Origin of the sequence: Streptomyces sp. NPDC037389 (assembly GCF_040636475.1) — a bacterium.
Classification (GTDB): domain Bacteria; phylum Actinomycetota; class Actinomycetes; order Streptomycetales; family Streptomycetaceae; genus Streptomyces; species Streptomyces hesseae.
Genome location: NZ_JBEZUS010000005.1, coordinates 471,901 through 489,872 on the forward strand (window position 1 = coordinate 471,901; position 17,972 = coordinate 489,872).

A 17,972-nucleotide genomic window follows, 5' to 3' on the forward strand; every position below is an offset into this window, starting at 1 on the left:
GCGGGCGAATTCCGTGGGGGGCTGTGATAGCGCGTGGGATACTCGGGGGGTCGAAAAATGCCGCCTACCGGAATGGCTCCCATCCCATGGCTTCGGTTCCCTCGCTCGCTTCCACGCTCGACCAGCGCATCACGGACGCCCTCTCGGCCGCTGTGCCGGAGGCCGGTGTCGTCGATCCGCTGCTGCGACGAAGCGACCGGGCGGACTTCCAGGCCAACGGCATGCTGGCGCTGGCGAAGAAGCTCAAGGGCAATCCGCGCGAGCTGGCCGCGAAGGTCGTCGAGGGCCTTCCGGCCGGTGATGTGATCAAGGACGTCGAGGTCTCGGGCCCGGGCTTCCTCAACATCACGGTGGCCGACGGGGCGATCACGCGGACGCTGGCGGCCCGTGCGGCGGACGACCGGCTGGGTGTGCCGTTCAAGGAGAACCCGGGCACCACGGTGGTCGACTGGGCGCAGCCGAACGTGGCCAAGGAGATGCACGTCGGTCATCTGCGGAACACGGTGATCGGTAATTCGGTCGTCCGGCTTCTGGAGTTCACCGGCGAGAAGGTGGTCAGCCGTCACCACATCGGTGACTGGGGCACGCAGTTCGGCATGCTCATCCAGTTCCTGATCGAGCACCCGCACGAGCTGGACCACAAGGCCGAGGGTGACGAAGCGGCCTCCGGCGAGGAGGCCATGTCCAACCTCAACCGGCTGTACAAGGCCTCGCGCGCGCTCTTCGACTCGGACGAGGAGTTCAAGGCGCGGGCCCGTCGCCGGGTGGTGGATCTTCAGGCCGGGGACGAGGAGACGCTCGCCCTGTGGCAGAAGTTCGTCGACGAGTCGAAGATCTACTTCTACTCGGTCTTCGACAAGCTGGACGTGGAGATCCGCGACGAGGACATCGTCGGCGAGTCCGGTTACAACGACATGCTCGCCGAGACGTGCCGGATGCTGGAGGAGTCGGGCGTCGCCGTCCGCTCCGAGGGCGCGCTGTGCGTGTTCTTCGACGATGTGAAGGGCCCGGAGGGCAATCCGGTGCCGCTGATCGTGCAGAAGTCCGACGGTGGCTTCGGCTACGCGGCGACGGACCTGTCCGCGATCCGTGACCGGGTCTTCAACCTCAAGGCCGACACGCTGCTGTACGTGGTGGACTCCCGGCAGTCGCTGCACTTCAAGATGGTCTTCGAGACCGCTCGTCGGGCCGGCTGGCTGACGGAGGGGACCACGGCGGTCCAGCTGGGCTTCGGCACGGTGCTGGGTAAGGACGGCAAGCCGTTCAAGACCCGTGAGGGCGAGACGGTCCGTCTGGTGGACCTGCTGGACGAGGCGGTCTCCCGCGCTTCGGCGATCGTCCGTGAGAAGGCCCAGGACCTGAGCGAGGCGGAGATCGCCGAGCGTGGTGCCCAGGTGGGCATCGGCGCGGTGAAGTACGCGGATCTGTCGACCTCGGCGGCGCGCGACTACAAGTTCGACCTGGACCAGATGGTGTCCCTCAACGGTGACACCTCGGTCTACCTCCAGTACGCGTTCGCCCGTATCCAGTCGATCCTGCGCCGGGCGGGCGAGGCGAAGCCCGTGGCGCACCCGGAGCTCGTGCTGGCTCCGGCGGAGCGTGCCCTGGGGCTGCACCTGGACCAGTTCGCGGCGACGGTGGCGGAGGCGGCCGAGGAGTACGCGCCGCACAAGCTGGCCGGGTACCTGTACCAGCTGGCCTCGCTGTACACGACCTTCTACGACCAGTGCCAGGTGCTGAGCGACCAGAACGCGCCGGAGCTGGTGGAGAACCGTCTGTTCCTGTGCGACCTGACGGCCCGCACGCTGCGCCAGGGCATGGCGCTGCTGGGCATCCGGACGCCCGAGCGCCTCTGAGGGCTCAGCCTCCGGCGGCCCCGAGCTCGAACCAGATGAGCTTGCCGACCAGCCCTTGTGGCTGGTCGCGCAGGGCGAAGCCGCCCCAGCTGTCGGCGCACCACTGCACCAGGCCCAGTCCGCGGCCCTGTTCGGCGCTGTTCTCGGCGTCGGGCAGGGTGACGCCGTCGAGGGCGGGAAGGCGGGGGTTGGTGTCCCAGACGGCGACCCTGACGCGGTCGCCCTCGCGTTTGACGCGTACGGACGCGGGTCCGTCGGAGTAGCGGTAGGCGTTGGTGACCAGCTCCGAGGTGAGGAGCTCGGCGGTATCGGCGAGTTCCAGGAATCCGTGTTCCTCGAAGATGGTGCGCAGCGTGCGGCGCGCGATGCACGGCGCCATGGGGTCCGAGGGGACCTGAAGCGTGTACTCCCAGTCGTCCGTGAGTTCGGGGTCATGGCTCATGCACGCCTCCGGGGGATGAGCGCCGCGATAAGCGCCGGGGTAAGCGACCTGACACACACGGTAGTCATGGTCCGAGCGCGTACGCCGCGCCTCCGTCATTTCGCCAAGACTCGACCTGTGTGGGTGACGATCGTGAACTATGCGCCTCCTCTCGCGTGAGCTGCGCAAATGTGACGCAGGGGCGAGGGCTTCGCAGGCCGGGTACGACGATGGCGGCGTTCCGGGGCCTCATCGGCCGGGGAACGCCGCCATCGCGCTGTGTGACGGGCGGGGTGGGGACGGCTAGAGCTGCCGCGCGACCTCCGTGGCCCAGTACGTGAGAATCATGTTCGCGCCGGCGCGCTTGATGCCGGTGAGGGTCTCCATGATGGCGCGGTCGCGGTCGATCCAGCCGTTGGCGGCGGCGGCCTCGACCATCGCGTACTCGCCGGAGATCTGGTAGGCGGCGACGGGCACGTCGACGCTCTCGGCGACCTTGGCGAGGACGTCGAGGTAGGGCAGGGCGGGCTTGACCATGACCATGTCGGCGCCCTCGGCGAGGTCGAGTTCGAGCTCGCGCATCGACTCGCGGAGGTTGGCCGGGTCCTGCTGGTAGGTCTTGCGGTCGCCCTGGAGGGAGGAGCCGACGGCCTCGCGGAACGGGCCGTAGAACGCGGACGCGTACTTGGCGGTGTAGGCGAGGATCGACACGTCCTCGTGGCCGGTCTGGTCGAGGGCGTCGCGGACGACGCCGACCTGGCCGTCCATCATCCCGCTGGGGCCCACGACATGGACGCCGGCGTCGGCCTGGACCTGGGCCATCTCGGCGTAGCGCTCGAGGGTGGCGTCGTTGTCGACACGGCCGTCGGCGTCGAGGACGCCGCAGTGGCCGTGGTCGGTGTACTCGTCCAGGCAGAGGTCGGACATGATGACGAGCTCGTCGCCGACCTCGGCCTTCACATCGCGGATGGCGACCTGGAGGATGCCGTCGGGGTCGGTGCCGGCGGTGCCGAGGCCGTCCTTCTTGGCCTCCTCGGGCACGCCGAAGAGCATGATCCCGGCGACGCCCGCCTCCAGCGCCTCGACGGCGGCCTTACGGAGGGTGTCGCGGGTGTGCTGGACGACCCCGGGCATGGCCGAGATCGGCACCGGTTCGGCCGCGCCTTCCCGCACGAAGGCGGGAAGGATCAGGTCGGACGGGTGCAGCCGGTGCTCGGCGACCATCCGGCGCATGGCCGGGGTGGTGCGGAGACGCCGGGGCCGGGACCCCGGGAAAGTGCCGTACGTGGTGCTCAACTCCGTGCCCTTCTGCGCGATCCGGGCCGCCGCTCGCTCGGGCGGGTGACCGGGTCGCCGGCCTCCAGGGCCGCGTCGCGCCGGGCCGCGCCGAACTCCGCGAGCGCCTCGGCCAGCTTGTGCACCGAGGGCTCGGGCGACAGCACGTCCACCCGCAGGCCGTGTTCCTCCGCGGTCTTCGCGGTGGCCGGGCCGATGCAGGCGATGACGGTGACATTGTGCGGCTTGCCGGCGATGCCGACGAGGTTCCGCACGGTGGAGGACGAGGTGAACAGCACGGCGTCGAAACCGCCGCCCTTGATCGCCTCGCGGGTCTCGGCCGGCGGCGGCGAGGCCCGTACGGTCCGGTAGGCCGTGACGTCGTCGACCTCCCAGCCCAGCTCGATCAGGCCGGCCACCAGGGTCTCGGTGGCGATGTCGGCGCGGGGCAGGAAGACACGGTCGATCGGGTCGAAGACCGGGTCGTAGGGCGGCCAGTCCTCCAGGAGACCGGCCGCCGACTGCTCGCCGCTGGGCACCAGGTCCGGCTTGACGCCGAACTCGATCAGCGACTTGGCGGTCTGCTCGCCGACGGCCGCGACCTTGATGCCGGCGAAGGCACGCGCGTCGAGGCCGTACTCCTCGAACTTCTCGCGAACGGCCTTGACGGCGTTGACGGAAGTGAACGCGATCCACTCGTAGCGGCCGGTGACCAGGCCCTTGACCGCGCGTTCCATCTGCTGCGGGGTGCGCGGGGGCTCGACCGCGATGGTCGGGACCTCGCTGGGCACGGCGCCGTAGGAGCGCAGCTGGTCGGAGAGCGAGGCGGCCTGCTCCTTGGTGCGCGGGACGAGCACGTTCCAGCCGAAGAGCGGCTTGGACTCGAACCACGACAGCCGCTCGCGCTGCTCGGCAGCGCTGCGCTCGCCGACCACGGCTATGACGGGCTGGGCGCCGTCGGCGGTGGGCAGCACCTTGGCGGCCTTCAGCGTCTGCTGGAGGGTGCCGAGGGTGGCGGTCCAGGTGCGCTGGCGGGTGGTGGTGCCGGCGACGGTGACGCTCAGCGGGGTGTCGGGCTTGCGGCCGGCGGCCACGAGCTCGCCGGCGGTGGCGACGACGCGGTCGAGGGTGGTGGAGACCACCGCCGTCACCTGGCTCGCGCCGACCTCGGCCCAGCAGGTGGCGCTGGCGGTACGGGCGTCCACGAAGCGGACGTCACCGCCCCGGCCGTCGCGCAGCGGCACGCCGGCGTAGGCGGGCACGCCGACGGCGGTGGCGACGCCGGGCACGACCTCGAAGGTGATGCCCTCGGCGGCGCAGGCCAGCATCTCCTCGGCGGCGTAGCCGTCGAGGCCGGGGTCGCCGAGCACCGCACGGACGACCCGCTTGCCGCCGCGCGCGGCCGACATGACAAGATTGGCGGTGTCCCTGAGAACGGAGACGTCAGCGGTTTTTGACGCCTCGTCGGTCACCGTCTGGACAGGCGTGTCCACGGTGCTGCGGGCGTGGGTACGCACCACGTCGAGCACCTGCGGATCGGCGATCAGGACGTCCGCGGCCGCCAGCGCCTCCACGGCACGCAACGTCAGCAGACCCGGGTCACCGGGGCCGGCACCGAGGAAGGTGACGTGCCCGTGCGCGGAATGGTTCGGGGCGGTGGGGTTCAAAGTGCTCGCTCCCCCATAAGACCGGCCGCACCCTTGTCGAGCATCTCGGCTGCGAGAGCGCGGCCGAGTGCAAGGGCGTCCTCGTCGGACGCGGGTACGGGACCGGTGGTGGACAGCTGCACCAGCGTGGAACCGTCGGTCGTGCCGACGACGCCGCGCAGGCGCATTTCGGTGACAGCCCGGTCGTCGCCCTGGAAATCGGCCAGCGCACCCACAGGTGCGCTGCATCCGGCCTCCAGCGCGGCGAGCAGGGACCGCTCGGCGGTGACGGCGAGCCGCGTGCGCGGATCGTCGAGCTCGGCGAGCGTGGCGGCGAGCGGTGCGTTGGTCATGGCGCACTCGATCGCCAGGGCCCCCTGGCCGGGGGCGGGCAAAACAGTGTCGGACGAGAGGAACTGGGTCGCCTCGTCGATCCGGCCGATCCGGTTGAGCCCGGCGGCGGCCAGCACGACGGCGTCCAGCTCGCCACTGGTGACGAAGCCGATGCGGGTGTCGATGTTGCCGCGGATCGGCACGGTCTCGATGCGGCGGCCCAGCGCGCGGGCCCAGGCGTTGAGCTGTGCCATGCGGCGGGGCGAACCCGTGCCGATCCTCGCGCCCTCGGGGAGGGTCTCGAAGGTCAGCCCGTCGCGGGCGACGAGCACGTCGCGCGGGTCCTCGCGGAGCGGGATCGCGGCGAGGGCGAGGTCGTCCGGCTGGCCGGTCGGCAGGTCCTTCAGCGAGTGGACGGCGAAGTCGATCTCGCCCGCGAGCAGCGCGTCGCGCAGCGCGGAGACGAAGACGCCGGTGCCGCCGATCTGCGCGAGGGCCTCGCGCGAGACGTCACCGTAAGTGGTGATCTCGACGAGCTCGACCGGGCGGCCGGTGAGCTGTCGTACGGACTCGGCCACCATCCCGGACTGGGCCATGGCCAGCTTGCTGCGCCGGGTGCCCAGTCGCAGGGGCGCCGTGGCGGTGGTGTCGTTCATGCCGACTCCCGTGCTGTGTTGGGGCGACCGTGTTGGGGGTCCGCCTTGCTGACGGCCGCGACCGCCTGCGGGTCGAGGTCGAAGAGCTCCCGCAGGGCGTCGGCGTAGCCGGCGCCACCGGGGGTCGAGGCGAGTTCCTTGACCCGGACGGTGGGCGCGTGCAGGAGCTTGTCGACGACGCGGCGCACGGCCTGGGTGATCTCCGCACGCTGTCTGTCGTCGAGACCGGGCAGCCGGCCGTTGAGCCGGGCCATCTCCCCGGCCACGACGTCGGCTGCCATGGCGCGCAGGGCCACCACGGTGGGGGTGATGTGCGCGGCGCGCTGGGCGGCGCCGAAGGCGGCGACCTCGTCGGAGACGATGGTGCGCACCTGGTCGACGTCGGCGGCCATGGGGGCGTCGGCCGAGGCCTCGGCCAGGGTCTCGATGTCGACGAGCCGGGCGCCTTCCAGGCGGTGGACGGCGGCGTCGATGTCGCGGGGCATGGCGAGGTCGAGCAGGGCCAGGGCCGCGCCGTCGCGAGCGGCGAGGGCGGCCCGGACGACGTCGGCCGTCAGCACCAGGCCGGTGGCGCCCGTGCAGGACACCACGATGTCGGCGAGCGACAGCTCGGCGGGCACGGCGGTCATCTCCACCGCCGTGGCCGTCACCGCGCCGGGGGCGCCGGGCTCGGTGAGGATCCGCGCGAGCCGTTCGGCCCGCTCCAGGGTGCGGTTGGCGACGGCGATGTGGCCGACGCCCGCGCGCGCGAGGGTCGCCGCCGCGAGCGAGGACATGGAGCCCGCGCCGATGATCAGGGCGCGCTTGTCGGCCGCCCACTCGGTGACGGGGGTGCCGTCCGCGAGCTGCTCAAGGCCGAAGGTCACCAGGGACTGGCCGGCCTTGTCGATGCCGGTCTCGCTGTGGGCGCGCTTGCCGACCCGCAGGGCCTGCTGGAACAGGTCGTTCAGCAGCCGGCCGGCGGTGTGGAGCTCCTGGCCGAGGGCGAGGGCGTCCTTGATCTGGCCGAGGATCTGGCCCTCGCCGACGACCATCGAGTCCAGCCCGCAGGCCACCGAGAAGAGGTGGTGGACGGCCCGGTCCTCGTAGTGCACATAGAGATACGGAGTGAGCTCCTCCAGGCCGACGCCCGAGTGCCGGGCGAGCAGCGTGGACAGCTCGGCCACACCGGCGTGGAACTTGTCCACGTCGGCGTAGAGCTCGATGCGGTTGCAGGTGGCCAGGACCGCCGCCTCGGTGGCGGGCTCGGCGGCCAGCGCGTCGTGCGCGAGACGCGCCTGCGTCTCGCGCGCGAGGGCGGCCCGCTCGAGCACGCTCACGGGTGCGCTGCGGTGGCTGAGGCCTACGACCAGGAGACTCATGCCGGCATCACGGCGGGGACGTCCCCCTCCGGTCCCTTTCCGCTGCCCGCGACCGGGGCCGTACGCGCGGGCGCGCCGGTACGGGACGCCGCGGCGGCCGCCGGGCCGCTCTCCTCGCCGGCCTTGCGCTGCTCGTGGAAGGCGAGGATCTGGAGCTCGATGGAGAGGTCGACCTTGCGCACGTCCACGCCGTCGGGCACGGACAGCACGGTCGGCGCGAAGTTGAGGATCGAGGTGACCCCTGCGGCGACGAGCCGGTCGCAGACCTGCTGGGCGGCGCCGGCGGGGGTCGCGATGACGCCGATGGAGACGCCGTTGTCGCGGATGATCGACTCGAGTTCGTCGGTGTGCCGCACGGGCAGCCCGGCGACCGGCTTGCCGGCCATCGCGGGGTCGGCGTCGATCAGGGCCGCGACACGGAAGCCGCGGGAGGCGAAGCCGCCGTAGTTGGCGAGGGCCGCGCCGAGATTTCCGATGCCGACGATGACGACCGGCCAGTCCTGGGTGAGGCCGAGCTCGCGGGAGATCTGGTAGACGAGGTATTCCACGTCGTAGCCCACGCCGCGGGTGCCGTACGAGCCGAGGTAGCTGAAGTCCTTGCGCAGCTTGGCGGAGTTCACGCCGGCCGCGGCGGCCAGCTCCTCGGAGGAGACCGTGGGGACCGAGCGCTCGGAGAGCGCGGTCAGCGCGCGCAGATACAGCGGTAGCCGGGCGACGGTGGCCTCGGGGATCCCTCGGCTTCGGGTCGCCGGTCGGTGAGTTCGGCCAGTTGCCACGGTGCTCCTGCGGGTAGAGCGGGGCTGCGGGCAGCGCCTTGTCCCAGAACCGCCCTGTTGAAGGCAGGCTATGCCTTTGTGAACGCGTGCACAAAGATGGTGTCCGATTTGCCCGGTCAAAGTGACGGGGGTCACGCGGTGATTCCCGTCAAGGCGGGAACCATGGCCGGTGGCACCACGACTGCCACTCAGGCCACTCGCGCACCAGGAGCAGGCCGACGGGGTCATGGCCGTCCACTCCTCACCGCGTCGCCGCCTCCCGGGGGGCTGTTTCCTCCCGGACACCAATAAATCGCCCTCGATGTTAGTCGACTCAGGCATCCATTCCCGTCGCGCCGGAGCTTGCTCCGGCGCCCGCCCGTGGCTGCCAGAATGGCCGGCATGAGTCCGCTCCTGCGCCGCGGCGCCCGCAAGAACCCGGCCGACAGCGTCGTCACGCTGATCGGCAAGCCCGGCTGCCACCTGTGCGACGACGCCGAGGCCGTGATCGCCGAGATCTGCGGCGAGCTGGGTGCCCGCTGGGAGAAGAAGGACATCACCGAGGACGAGGAGCTCCACCGCAAGTACTGGGAGCAGATCCCGGTGATCCTCGTCGACGGCGCCCAGCACGACTTCTGGCGGGTGAACCCGGACCGGCTGCGCAAGGCCCTCGGCGCCTGATCGCGCTCCCCCGCGGCCCCGGCGACCAGGGCTGCCACCCGGTGGGTCACCGGCCCGACGCGCAGAGTTCACGCCATCACGGCGGAGGGGACTCCGGTTACCCCGAACAAACTGGCTATGCTCGCGGCATGGCCGCACTCGGATGGCTCACTTACCGCAGGCGTTCCGCCACCGCACGCAGCGTGCTGGCCGGCGAGGCGGCGGCGGAGGCAGCCCGCAAGTCCGCCCAGGAGAACGAAGAGGCCCTGGCCGGGGGCCCGGCCGCGCCTCCGGAGCCCGAGCCCGACTTCCCCGTCGTGGGCGACGAGAAGGCCGCCGCGTTCTTCGACCTGGACAATACGGTCATGCAAGGCGCCGCCATGTTCCATTTCGGCCGGGGCCTCTACAAGCGGCACTTCTTCGGCAAGCGCGAGCTCGCGCGCTTCGCCTGGCAGCAGACCTGGTTCCGGCTCGCCGGCATCGAGGACCCCGAGCATGTGCAGGAGGCCCGCGACAGCGTCCTGTCGATCGTGAAGGGCCACCGCGTCTCCGAGCTGATGACCATCGGCGAGGAGATCTACGACGAGTACATGGCCGAGCGCATCTGGCCCGGCACCCGCGCTCTGGCCCAGGCGCACCTGGACGCGGGCCAGAAGGTGTGGCTGGTCACCGCCGCCCCCGTCGAGACCGCGACGATCGTCGCGCGCCGGCTGGGCCTGACCGGCGCGCTGGGCACGGTCGCCGAGTCGGTCGGCGGCGTCTACACGGGCAAGCTGGTCGGCGAGCTGCTGCACGGCCCGGCCAAGGCGGAGGCCGTCCGCGCCCTGGCCGCCGCCGAGGGCCTGGACCTGGCCCACTGCGCCGCCTACAGCGACTCGGCCAACGACATCCCGATGCTCTCGCTCGTCGGCCACCCCTACGCGGTCAACCCCGACGGCCGGCTGCGCAAGCACGCGCGCGAGCACGGCTGGCGGCTGCGCGACTACCGGACGGGCCGCAAGGCCGCCAAGATCGGCATCCCCGCCGCGGCGGGCCTCGGCGCGCTCGCGGGCGGCGCGGCCGCCGGTATCGCGCTGCACCGCCGCCGCCGCTGAACCACCCCTGAACGATCACCGCTGAACGATCACCGCTGAACCGTCTGCGAGCCGGGCCCGGAATCCGGGTCCGGCGTCCCCATTCGTCCGCCCACCGCCGGGTGTGCCGCCATCACCGGTACGGGCGACGCTTCGGCGCGCCTCCTCGCCACTGCCCGTAATCGCCTTGATCGCACAGGCAATCCTTTTGTCATACCCCCACATGGCCCCCGGCAGTCCTTGCGTGTCCGGATTGCCACAACACGCTGCCCAATCGGCCACACTCTCGCCAATTCCGGTCAACTTCCGTTTGTAGTTCGATATTTGATCGGCCATGAACCGTAAGAAGATCGAACGGAAACGATGATTTAGGCAACTCGGTGTAGCGCTGCCTGTACGAAGGGTTATTCTCCTCAGACGCAATCCGGTACCCGCTTGTCCCTACGACGAGTGAACGGTCCGGCACTGCACGTGATGGAAGCTCTGCCTCTGGGAGTCCCGTGTACCCACACGTCGGGGTTGACGCCTCGGGCCTGGCTACGCTGCGCGCAGCGGTCCTCGACCGGCTGCGCGTCTTCGTCCCCACCGCGTACGCCGTCCCCGCCTTCGCCACGCTCGCCCCCGTAGCGGTGGGCGGCCATGCCGGCCCCTGCTACGCCCTCGCCGAGAGCGGCGCCGCCGTCGGCAGACGAACCCGCCGAGGAGCCGCCACCGCCACGTCCACCGCCCCCCGCCGCCCCAGCGCCGACAGCGACAGCGCCCGGATGCTCGACCTGGTCGAACGTGCCCAGGCGGGCGAGGCCGAGGCCTTCGGCCGGCTCTACGACCAGTACGCCGACACCGTCTACCGCTACATCTACTACCGCGTCGGCGGCCGGGCCACGGCCGAGGACCTGACCAGCGAGACCTTCCTGCGCGCCCTGCGCCGCATCGGCACGTTCACCTGGCAGGGCCGCGACTTCGGCGCCTGGCTGGTGACCATCGCCCGCAATCTGGTCGCGGACCACTTCAAGTCGTCGCGCTTCCGGCTGGAGGTGACCACCGGCGAGATGCTCGACGCCAATGAGGTCGAGCGCAGCCCGGAGGACTCCGTCCTCGAATCCCTTTCCAACGCCGCCCTGTTGGAGGCGGTGCGCAAGCTCAATCCACAGCAGCAGGAATGCGTCACCCTCCGCTTCCTCCAGGGCCTCTCGGTCGCCGAGACCGCCCGGGTGATGGGGAAGAACGAGGGCGCGATCAAGACGCTCCAGTACCGGGCCGTACGCACCCTCGCCCGGCTCCTCCCGGACGACGCCCGCTGATCCCACCGGACCTTTCACCGACCCGATGCCTGGATTCACTCACCGGCGGCCACCTCGCTCCGGCCGCGTAACCCGACTGCCGCGCCACTCGTTGTCCGGGATGCAGACTTCCCCAAGGCACTTCGTGACCGTATTCACTCACTCAATCGAGTGGATGCGTTCACGGCGTGCAACCCTTCAGGTGCCCCGGGGAGTCGACCGTCATGACGAGAGGAGGTGCCGCCTGTGATCGCGAATGTATCGGCGCACCGGCGGGCGAACGCCTTCGCCCAGGCCCTGGAGGACCAGGAAGTCCAGGGTGCTGCGGCCACACAGTCCGGCCCATCACTGGAAGACACCGAGCAGACAAGGCTGTTGACGCTGACGGGCGGCCTCGGCGCACTGCCGGCCCCCGAGCTGGACGCCGAGGTCAAAACCGTTCAGCGGGCGCAGCTGATCGCCGCCATGGAGGCCCAGTTCGCCGGGGGCGGCGCCGTTCCGGCGCAGCGCTCCGGGCGGGGTGCCCACCGGGCGCTGAGCCGGCTCAGGCCGCGCTCCCGCTGGTCCAAGGGGCTCGCCGCAGGCGGCCTCACGGTCGGCGTGGCGGCGGGGGCCTTCGGCGGTGTGGCCGCGGCGAGCGCCGGCGCCCTGCCCGGCGACACGCTGTACGGGCTCAAGCGCGGAATGGAGGACCTCCGGCTCGGCATGGCCGACGGCGACTCCGACCGGGGCGGGCTCTTCCTCGACCAGGCGTCGACGCGGCTCCAGGAGGCCAATCGGCTGATGGAGCGGGGCCGCTCCGGCCACCTCGACCACGAGTCGCTGACGGAGATCCGCCGCACCCTGGCCGGGATGCAGCACGACGCCTCCGAGGGGCACCGGCTGCTGCACGACGCCTATCAGCGCGATGGCTCGCTCGGCGCGATCCAGCGGCTCTCCTCCTTCACCGCCTCGCACCGCGAGGGCTGGAGCCGGCTGCGCGAGCGGCTCCCCGTCCAGCTCGCCGACGTGGGGGACGGCGTGTCCTCGGTGTTCAACGCCATAGACGATGAGGTCGAGCCGCTGCGCGGGCTGCTCCATGAGAAGCGCGGCGGCACCGCGAGCCCGTCCGGGGCCGCCCGCCAGGGCTCCTCCGGCAGCAGTGGCCAGGACAGCCCCACGCTGAGCCCCAAGGCTCCCGCCACGGCCGACGGCAAGCACCCCAGCGGCAAGCCCGCCCAGTCCTCCCCCAGCGGCCGGGACGAGCACGAGGGCCTGCTGGGCGGTACGGGTCTGCTCCAGCCGTCGTCCGGCACGGACGGCGCGGGCGCGGACCGGTCGGCCCACGGCAAGGACGGCAAGCCGTCCAAGCAGCCCGACATCACCATCCCCCCGCTGCTGCCGAACATCCTCCCGGGGCTCGGCCTCCACGGGGAGGACGACAAGTAACGCTCGTCGGCGGTCGGTGTTCTTCCGAGCTTTCCGAGCTCAGAAGAACACCGACCGCCTTTGCACGAGCAGCTTGTAAAGCGTGTGCTGAATCGTTTCCCGGACCTGGTCCGTGAGGTTGAACATCAGCATCGGGTCGTCCGCGGCCTCCGGCGGATAGCCGTCCGTGGGGATGGGCTCGCCGAACTGGATCGTCCACTTCGTGGGCAGCGGCACCAGCCCCAGCGGCCCCGTCCAGGGCCAGGACGGCGTGAGCGGGAAGTACGGGATGCCCAGCAGCCGCGCGACCGTCTTGGAGTTGCCGAGCATCGGATAGATCTCCTCGGCCCCGACGATCGAGCAGGGCACGATGGGCGCCCCGGCACGCAGTGCCGTCTGGACGAAGCCGCCCCGCCCGAATCGCTGGAGCTTGTACCGCTCGGAGAACGGCTTCCCGATCCCCTTGAAGCCCTCCGGCATCACCCCCACCACCTCGCCGCGCTCCAGCAGCGTCTGGGCGTCCTCGGCGCAGGCGAGGGTGTGGCCGAGCTTCCGGGAGAGCTCGTTGATCAGCGGCAGCATGAAGACCAGGTCGGCGGCGAGCATCCGGACGTTCCGCCCGGCCGGGTGGTGGTCGTGCACGGCGACCTGGAGCATCAGGCCGTCGATGGGAAGGGTGCCGGAGTGGTTGGCGACGATCAGCGCCGCGCCCTTCTCCGGGATGTTCTCGATGCCCTTCACCTCGACCCGGAAGTACTTCTCCTTGAAGGGCCGCAGCAGCGAGAGGATCACCTGATCGGTGAGCTCCTGGTCGTAGCCGAAGTCGTCGACCTCGTACTCGCCGGTGATCCGGCGGCGCAGGAAGTTCAGCCCATGGGCCAGCTTCCGCTCCCAGCCGCCGTCCCCGGTACCCGCCCCGGCCGAGGCCCCGGCGGCGACGCCGTCCCCGGCCTGCTCCGGCCGGCCCTCCTGGCCGGTGCGGGCCCGCTCCTCCTCCCGCTGGGCGGGTACGGGCGAGAGCGCCGCCGGCACCCGGCTCGTCCGGCCGCGGGCCGTGCGGCCCGGCCGCCGCTTGGCCCGGGGCTCCTCGCCGAACGGAATGACCTTCGCATCGGCCATGCTGCGTGCGCTCCTCAGTTCTGGCCGCTGCCGGCAGGCATCAGCGCGGCGATCCGGTCGACGGTACGGGCGAGGGTCTCGGGCGGCAGCAGCCCCGGGCCGCGACTGCGGGCGAAGTCCGCGAAGGCCTCCGGGGTGGAGTACCGGGGGCGGAAGCCCAGGGTCTCGCGCATCTGCGTGGTCTCGACGACACGGCCGTGGGTGAGGAGCCGGACCTGCTCGGGCGAGAAGTCCAGGGCGCCGACCGACCGCAGCGCGGAGCCGACCCAGGTGACGGTCGGCAGGAAGAAGGGGAGCGTGGGGCGCCCGAGGCGCCTGGCGGCCTGTGAGAGCAGCAGGACACCGTCCCCGGCGATATTGAACGTGCCGCTGTTGAGCGTGGACCTGGCGGGCTCCCCGGCGGCGATCCGGAGCACCTCGATGGCGTCGTCCTCGTGGACGAACTGGAGCCGGGGGTCGAAGCCCAGCACGGTGGGCAGCACGGGCAGCGAGAAGTACTCCGCCAGCGGCGAGTCGGCACAGGGCCCCAGCACGTTCGCGAAGCGCAGCACGCACACGGCCACGTCCGGCCGGCGGCGGGCGAAGCCGCGGACATAGCCCTCGACCTCGACGACGTCCTTGGCGAAGCCACCGCTGGGCAGCGACTTGGGCGGCGTGGACTCGGTGAAGACCGCGGGGTCCCGGGGGGCGGAACCGTACACGTTCGTGCTGGACTTGATCACCAGCCGTTTGACGGACGGGGTCTTCTGGCAGGCACCGAGCAGCTGCATGGTGCCGATGACGTTGGTCTCCTTGACCGAGGCCCGGCTGCCGCGCTTGCCCAGCGGGGTGCCGTTGACGTCCATGTGGACGACGGTGTCGACGGAGTGCTCCGCCAGGACCCTGCCGATCGTCGGGTGGCGGATGTCCGCCCGTAGGAAATCGGCCCCGCCGAGATGGTGCTCGGGTGGCACCGCGTCCACCCCGATGACGCGGTCGACGTCGGGCTCGCGCTGGATACGGCGGACGAACCTTCCGCCCAGCTGCCGTGCGACTCCGGTGACGAGCACGACCTTGCCCAAGATCAGCGCCTTCCTTCCCACGTCTGGAGAGACGAGCGGTGCCCTGTCGCGGCCACCGTAGCGGGTCGTTGTTGCACTGTGATGACCGCCGGTCGGGCCGGGCGTCATTTCAAGCCGTAGCGAAGGCTTTACTCACCGCAACGCACCGCAGCCCTCCCACCGTGACCGGTGGGAGGGCTGCGGGACGAGCACAGCGGCGCTGCTTACTTCTTGTTGCGACGCTGAACACGCGTGCGCTTGAGCAGCTTGCGGTGCTTCTTCTTGGCCATCCGCTTGCGCCGCTTCTTGATAACAGAGCCCACGACTACCCTCGCTTACATCGATTCACTCGGTGCGGGGCGTCCGAGCCCACACGACCTACATCGGGCCAGCCTACCCGGCACCGGGCGATCAGCGTAATCCAGGGCCTCCGTCAGGCTGTTTCCACCCCCACGTAGGACTCTCGGAGGTACTCGTGCACCGCTTGTTCTGGGACCCGGAACGACCTGCCCACCCGGATCGCCGGCAGATGACCGCTGTGCACCAGTCGGTACACGGTCATCTTGGAGACTCGCATCACCGCGGCCACCTCAGCCACGGTAAGGAACACGACCTCGTTGAGAGGCCTTTCGCCAGCAGCCATGACACACCTGAACCTTCCGCACATGACGCGCACCGGCTTCCCCTCCGGTGACTCCTCGTCGCTGCGCGCTCACTCCCCAGGTTAGGGGCGGGTGATGCGAGTGGGGAAGAGGAGCAGCCATCGGCCGCCTACTGTGACAGACACGCTCGATTGAGTACATAGCGAGTAAGCGGTCGGTAGTAATCAGACCGCACAGTGTCATCAAGCGGAACGGCGACGGACACTCGCCCCTCGGCCTCTCCGACGAACAGCGCGGGGTCGTCCGAGTCCGCCAGCCCGATGGCCTCAATGCCCAGCTGACCTGCCCCGCAGACCCATCCGTGGTCCCCGATGACCAAGGCCGGCAACGGCCCGCCCGACCCCGCCGCGGCGTCAAGCACGGTACGAACCGGGAGAGGTGAATGAGTATGCGCGCCGGGCTCACTTCCGCGACCCCGTGCGCCGGGTTCGCGCACCATCGCGACTCCCTGGGCGTAGTGAAGGTTGTAGGTGCGTACGCCGAACCGGGTCGTTATGTCGACACTTCGACCCTGCGCCGGGGTGAGGACATCGCATCCCGCCGACGACAGGGCGGCGGCCAACGCGGCGTAGAAGCCCAGGAGCGGGTGGGGGTGACCGGTGCCCAGGAGCACGGGAGCGCCCAACGCGGCCGCCGTCGCGAGCCGATCGGCGAAGGCATCGAGTGCCACCAGCGTGCGGTCCGGATCGATCACATCATGCCCGGAAGTGTGCTTGGGATCGGCTGAAACACCACACCTTTGGACCATCAGTTGTAACAACTCGGGGAAACGCCAGTCAGATTTAGGCTCCAACCCGATCAGCACCCGTGGATCCCGGGCGGCGAACAACCGGTAGCGGCTCAGGCTCCGCTCCCTGGACGTGGCGACGGTCCCCGCCAGCCGGGTGGCGAGGAGATGGCCGCGGAGCGCGTGACGGGTCAGCACGAGCCCGATGGTCGCGGACGGGAACGACGGGCGGTGAGGATTCGGGGAGGCGTCCCACGCGAGGGCTAACGGGAGTTGAGGCCGTCGGGGACGGCGAGGCTCCCGAGGGCGACCGGCTCCCGAGCTTCCGAGCTCCCGAGGGCGACGTGGCCAGGGCGGCTAGGGCAGCAGCCCGTGGGCCGGGAACGCCGCCCTACGGGTCGCGAGGATCGCCTGGTCCAGTCGATCGGCCGGGTCGTACCCCGACTCCTCGAACGACCGCCACTCCGGCTCACAGCCATCCGTCATCCTCAACGGCCCCAACTGTCCCGTGCGCCTGAACACTTCACTCCGCCACAGGTCCGGCGCTGGCGACGTGGGATCCACCGGCCGGCCGGCGGCGATGGCCACCAGATGGGTCCACGACCGCGGCACCACATCCGCCACGGCGTACCCACCGCCCCCCAGGGCCACCCAGCGGCCGTCGGCGTGACGATGCGCCAACTCATGGCAGACGGCGGCCACATGGCGCTGTGCGTCGAGCGAGACGGCCAGATGTGCCAGCGGGTCCTCGAAGTGGGTATCGGCCCCGTGCTGGGTCACCAGCACCTGCGGCCGGAAGGCCGCCAGGAGCTCCGGTACGACCGCGTGGAAGGCCCGCAGCCACCCGGCGTCGCCCGTGCCCGCGGGCAGCGCCACGTTCACCGCACTGCCCTCGGCGCCCGGGGCCCCCGTCTCCGTCGGCCAGCCGCTCCGCGGGAAGAGGGTGTGGGGGTGCTCGTGCAGGGAGATCGTCAGGACGCGGGGGTCCTCCCAGAAGGCCGCCTGGACGCCGTCGCCGTGATGGACGTCCACGTCCACGTAGGCCACCCGCTCGGCACCCAGCTCAAGCAGCCGGGCGATCGCGAGGGCCGCGTCGTTGTAGACGCAGAATCCGGATGCCGCGCCGGGCATGGCGTGGTGCAGCCCGCCGGCGAAGTTCACGGCGTGCGACACCTCCCCGCTCCACACGGCCTCGGCGGCGCCCACGGACTGGCCGGCGATGAGCGCGGCGGCGTCGTGCATCCCGGCGAACGCCGGGTCGTCGACGGTCCCGAGCCCATAGGACATGTCGGCGGCCTTGGGGTCCGCCGATGCCTCACGGACGGCGGCGATGTAATCGGGGCGGTGGACGAGGCGGAGAGTCGACTCGCCGGCGGGCGGCGCGGAGACGACACGGACCGCCCGGTCCAGCTCGAACGCCTCGACCAGTCGCATGGTCAGGGCGAGCCGTACGGGATCCATCGGGTGCCCGGGGCCGAAGTCATAGCCTGTTACCGCTTCGTCCCACATCAACTGTGCATGGCCGCTCATGGCGGCAACGGTATCGGTGTCCGTAAACGCAAGAAAGCCCTGGCAGGTATCCCCTGCCAGGGCTTTCTCCAAAAGAAGTTCGGCGGCGTCCTACTCTCCCACAGGGTCCCCCCTGCAGTACCATCGGCGCTGAAAGGCTTAGCTTCCGGGTTCGAAATGTAACCGGGCGTT

At 70.8% G+C, this 17,972-nt stretch carries 17 protein-coding genes and 1 rRNA gene; 5 read left to right on the forward strand and 13 right to left on the reverse strand.

Features of this window, described 5'->3' with window-relative positions:
- Positions 1–86: 86 nt before the first annotated feature.
- A complete protein-coding gene (argS, locus tag AB0E98_RS14415) occupies positions 87–1,856 on the forward strand; it encodes an arginine--tRNA ligase (RefSeq protein WP_361702089.1) in 1,770 nt (589 codons plus the stop codon).
- Positions 1,857–1,860: 4 nt separating this feature from the next.
- Here the strand turns inward: argS and AB0E98_RS14420 are convergent, their stop codons facing one another.
- The 6 genes from AB0E98_RS14420 to AB0E98_RS14445 all read right to left on the reverse strand — a co-directional run bounded on the left by AB0E98_RS14420 (position 1,861) and on the right by AB0E98_RS14445 (position 8,324).
- Positions 1,861–2,298 carry an ATP-binding protein gene (locus AB0E98_RS14420; RefSeq protein WP_361702091.1) on the reverse strand — a complete coding sequence of 146 codons (438 nt, stop codon included), beginning with the start codon at positions 2,296–2,298 and terminating at the stop codon, positions 1,861–1,863.
- Positions 2,299–2,580: 282 nt separating this feature from the next.
- The gene (gene hemB, locus AB0E98_RS14425) at positions 2,581–3,573 is read right to left on the reverse strand and encodes a porphobilinogen synthase (RefSeq protein ID WP_311609102.1); all 993 of its coding nucleotides are present in this window, start codon (positions 3,571–3,573) and stop codon (positions 2,581–2,583) included.
- A complete protein-coding gene (locus AB0E98_RS14430) occupies positions 3,570–5,219 on the reverse strand; it encodes a bifunctional uroporphyrinogen-III C-methyltransferase/uroporphyrinogen-III synthase (RefSeq protein WP_361702093.1) in 1,650 nt (549 codons plus the stop codon). Before AB0E98_RS14430 ends, hemB begins: the two co-directional genes overlap by 4 nt.
- On the reverse strand, positions 5,216–6,187 hold the full coding sequence (hemC, locus tag AB0E98_RS14435) for a hydroxymethylbilane synthase (protein WP_361702094.1): 972 nt from the start codon (positions 6,185–6,187) through the stop codon (positions 5,216–5,218). The genes AB0E98_RS14430 and hemC overlap by 4 nt, the downstream gene beginning before the upstream one ends.
- Entirely contained in the window at positions 6,184–7,548 is a 1,365-nt protein-coding gene (locus AB0E98_RS14440; RefSeq protein ID WP_361702095.1) for a glutamyl-tRNA reductase, read from the reverse strand. The genes hemC and AB0E98_RS14440 overlap by 4 nt, the downstream gene beginning before the upstream one ends.
- Positions 7,545–8,324, reverse strand: a complete 780-nt coding sequence (locus AB0E98_RS14445; protein WP_311609110.1) for a redox-sensing transcriptional repressor Rex — start codon at positions 8,322–8,324, stop codon at positions 7,545–7,547. Before AB0E98_RS14445 ends, AB0E98_RS14440 begins: the two co-directional genes overlap by 4 nt.
- Positions 8,325–8,705: 381 nt before the next feature.
- Here AB0E98_RS14445 and AB0E98_RS14450 point away from each other — a divergent pair, with 381 nt between their 5' ends.
- From AB0E98_RS14450 to AB0E98_RS14465, 4 genes are all read left to right on the forward strand, one after another.
- Positions 8,706–8,984, forward strand: a complete 279-nt coding sequence (locus AB0E98_RS14450; protein ID WP_361702096.1) for a glutaredoxin family protein — start codon at positions 8,706–8,708, stop codon at positions 8,982–8,984.
- A 128-nt stretch (positions 8,985–9,112) separates the two neighbouring features.
- On the forward strand, positions 9,113–10,057 hold the full coding sequence (locus AB0E98_RS14455; protein WP_361702097.1) for an HAD-IB family hydrolase: 945 nt from the start codon (positions 9,113–9,115) through the stop codon (positions 10,055–10,057).
- A 479-nt stretch (positions 10,058–10,536) separates the two neighbouring features.
- Positions 10,537–11,337: an ECF subfamily RNA polymerase sigma factor, BldN family gene (locus tag AB0E98_RS14460; protein ID WP_361702099.1), complete on the forward strand. Its 801-nt coding sequence runs from the start codon at positions 10,537–10,539 to the stop codon at positions 11,335–11,337.
- A 225-nt stretch (positions 11,338–11,562) separates the two neighbouring features.
- Positions 11,563–12,744: a DUF5667 domain-containing protein gene (locus AB0E98_RS14465; RefSeq protein ID WP_361702101.1), complete on the forward strand. Its 1,182-nt coding sequence runs from the start codon at positions 11,563–11,565 to the stop codon at positions 12,742–12,744.
- 39 nt (positions 12,745–12,783) lie between these two features.
- Here AB0E98_RS14465 and AB0E98_RS14470 read toward each other — a convergent pair whose 3' ends face one another.
- The 7 genes from AB0E98_RS14470 to rrf form a co-directional block, all read right to left on the reverse strand.
- On the reverse strand, positions 12,784–13,842 hold the full coding sequence (locus AB0E98_RS14470) for a lysophospholipid acyltransferase family protein (protein WP_361702102.1): 1,059 nt from the start codon (positions 13,840–13,842) through the stop codon (positions 12,784–12,786).
- A 14-nt stretch (positions 13,843–13,856) separates the two neighbouring features.
- Positions 13,857–14,903, reverse strand: coding sequence for an NAD-dependent epimerase/dehydratase family protein (locus AB0E98_RS14475; RefSeq protein WP_361702104.1), 1,047 nt, complete (start codon positions 14,901–14,903; stop codon positions 13,857–13,859).
- Positions 14,904–15,106: 203 nt separating this feature from the next.
- Complete coding sequence (locus AB0E98_RS14480; RefSeq protein ID WP_003948845.1) at positions 15,107–15,205, reverse strand: AURKAIP1/COX24 domain-containing protein; 99 nt, start codon at positions 15,203–15,205, stop codon at positions 15,107–15,109.
- Positions 15,206–15,315: 110 nt separating this feature from the next.
- Complete coding sequence (locus tag AB0E98_RS14485) at positions 15,316–15,525, reverse strand: helix-turn-helix domain-containing protein (protein WP_067299677.1); 210 nt, start codon at positions 15,523–15,525, stop codon at positions 15,316–15,318.
- Positions 15,526–15,653: 128 nt separating this feature from the next.
- Entirely contained in the window at positions 15,654–16,469 is an 816-nt protein-coding gene (locus AB0E98_RS14490) for a phosphatase (protein WP_361702106.1), read from the reverse strand.
- A gap of 159 nt (positions 16,470–16,628) precedes the next feature.
- Positions 16,629–17,801, reverse strand: a complete 1,173-nt coding sequence (locus tag AB0E98_RS14495) for an acetoin utilization protein AcuC (RefSeq protein ID WP_361702108.1) — start codon at positions 17,799–17,801, stop codon at positions 16,629–16,631.
- Between the two features lie 77 nt (positions 17,802–17,878).
- Positions 17,879–17,972: ribosomal RNA gene (rrf, locus tag AB0E98_RS14500) — 5S ribosomal RNA — on the reverse strand; the annotation flags it as partial.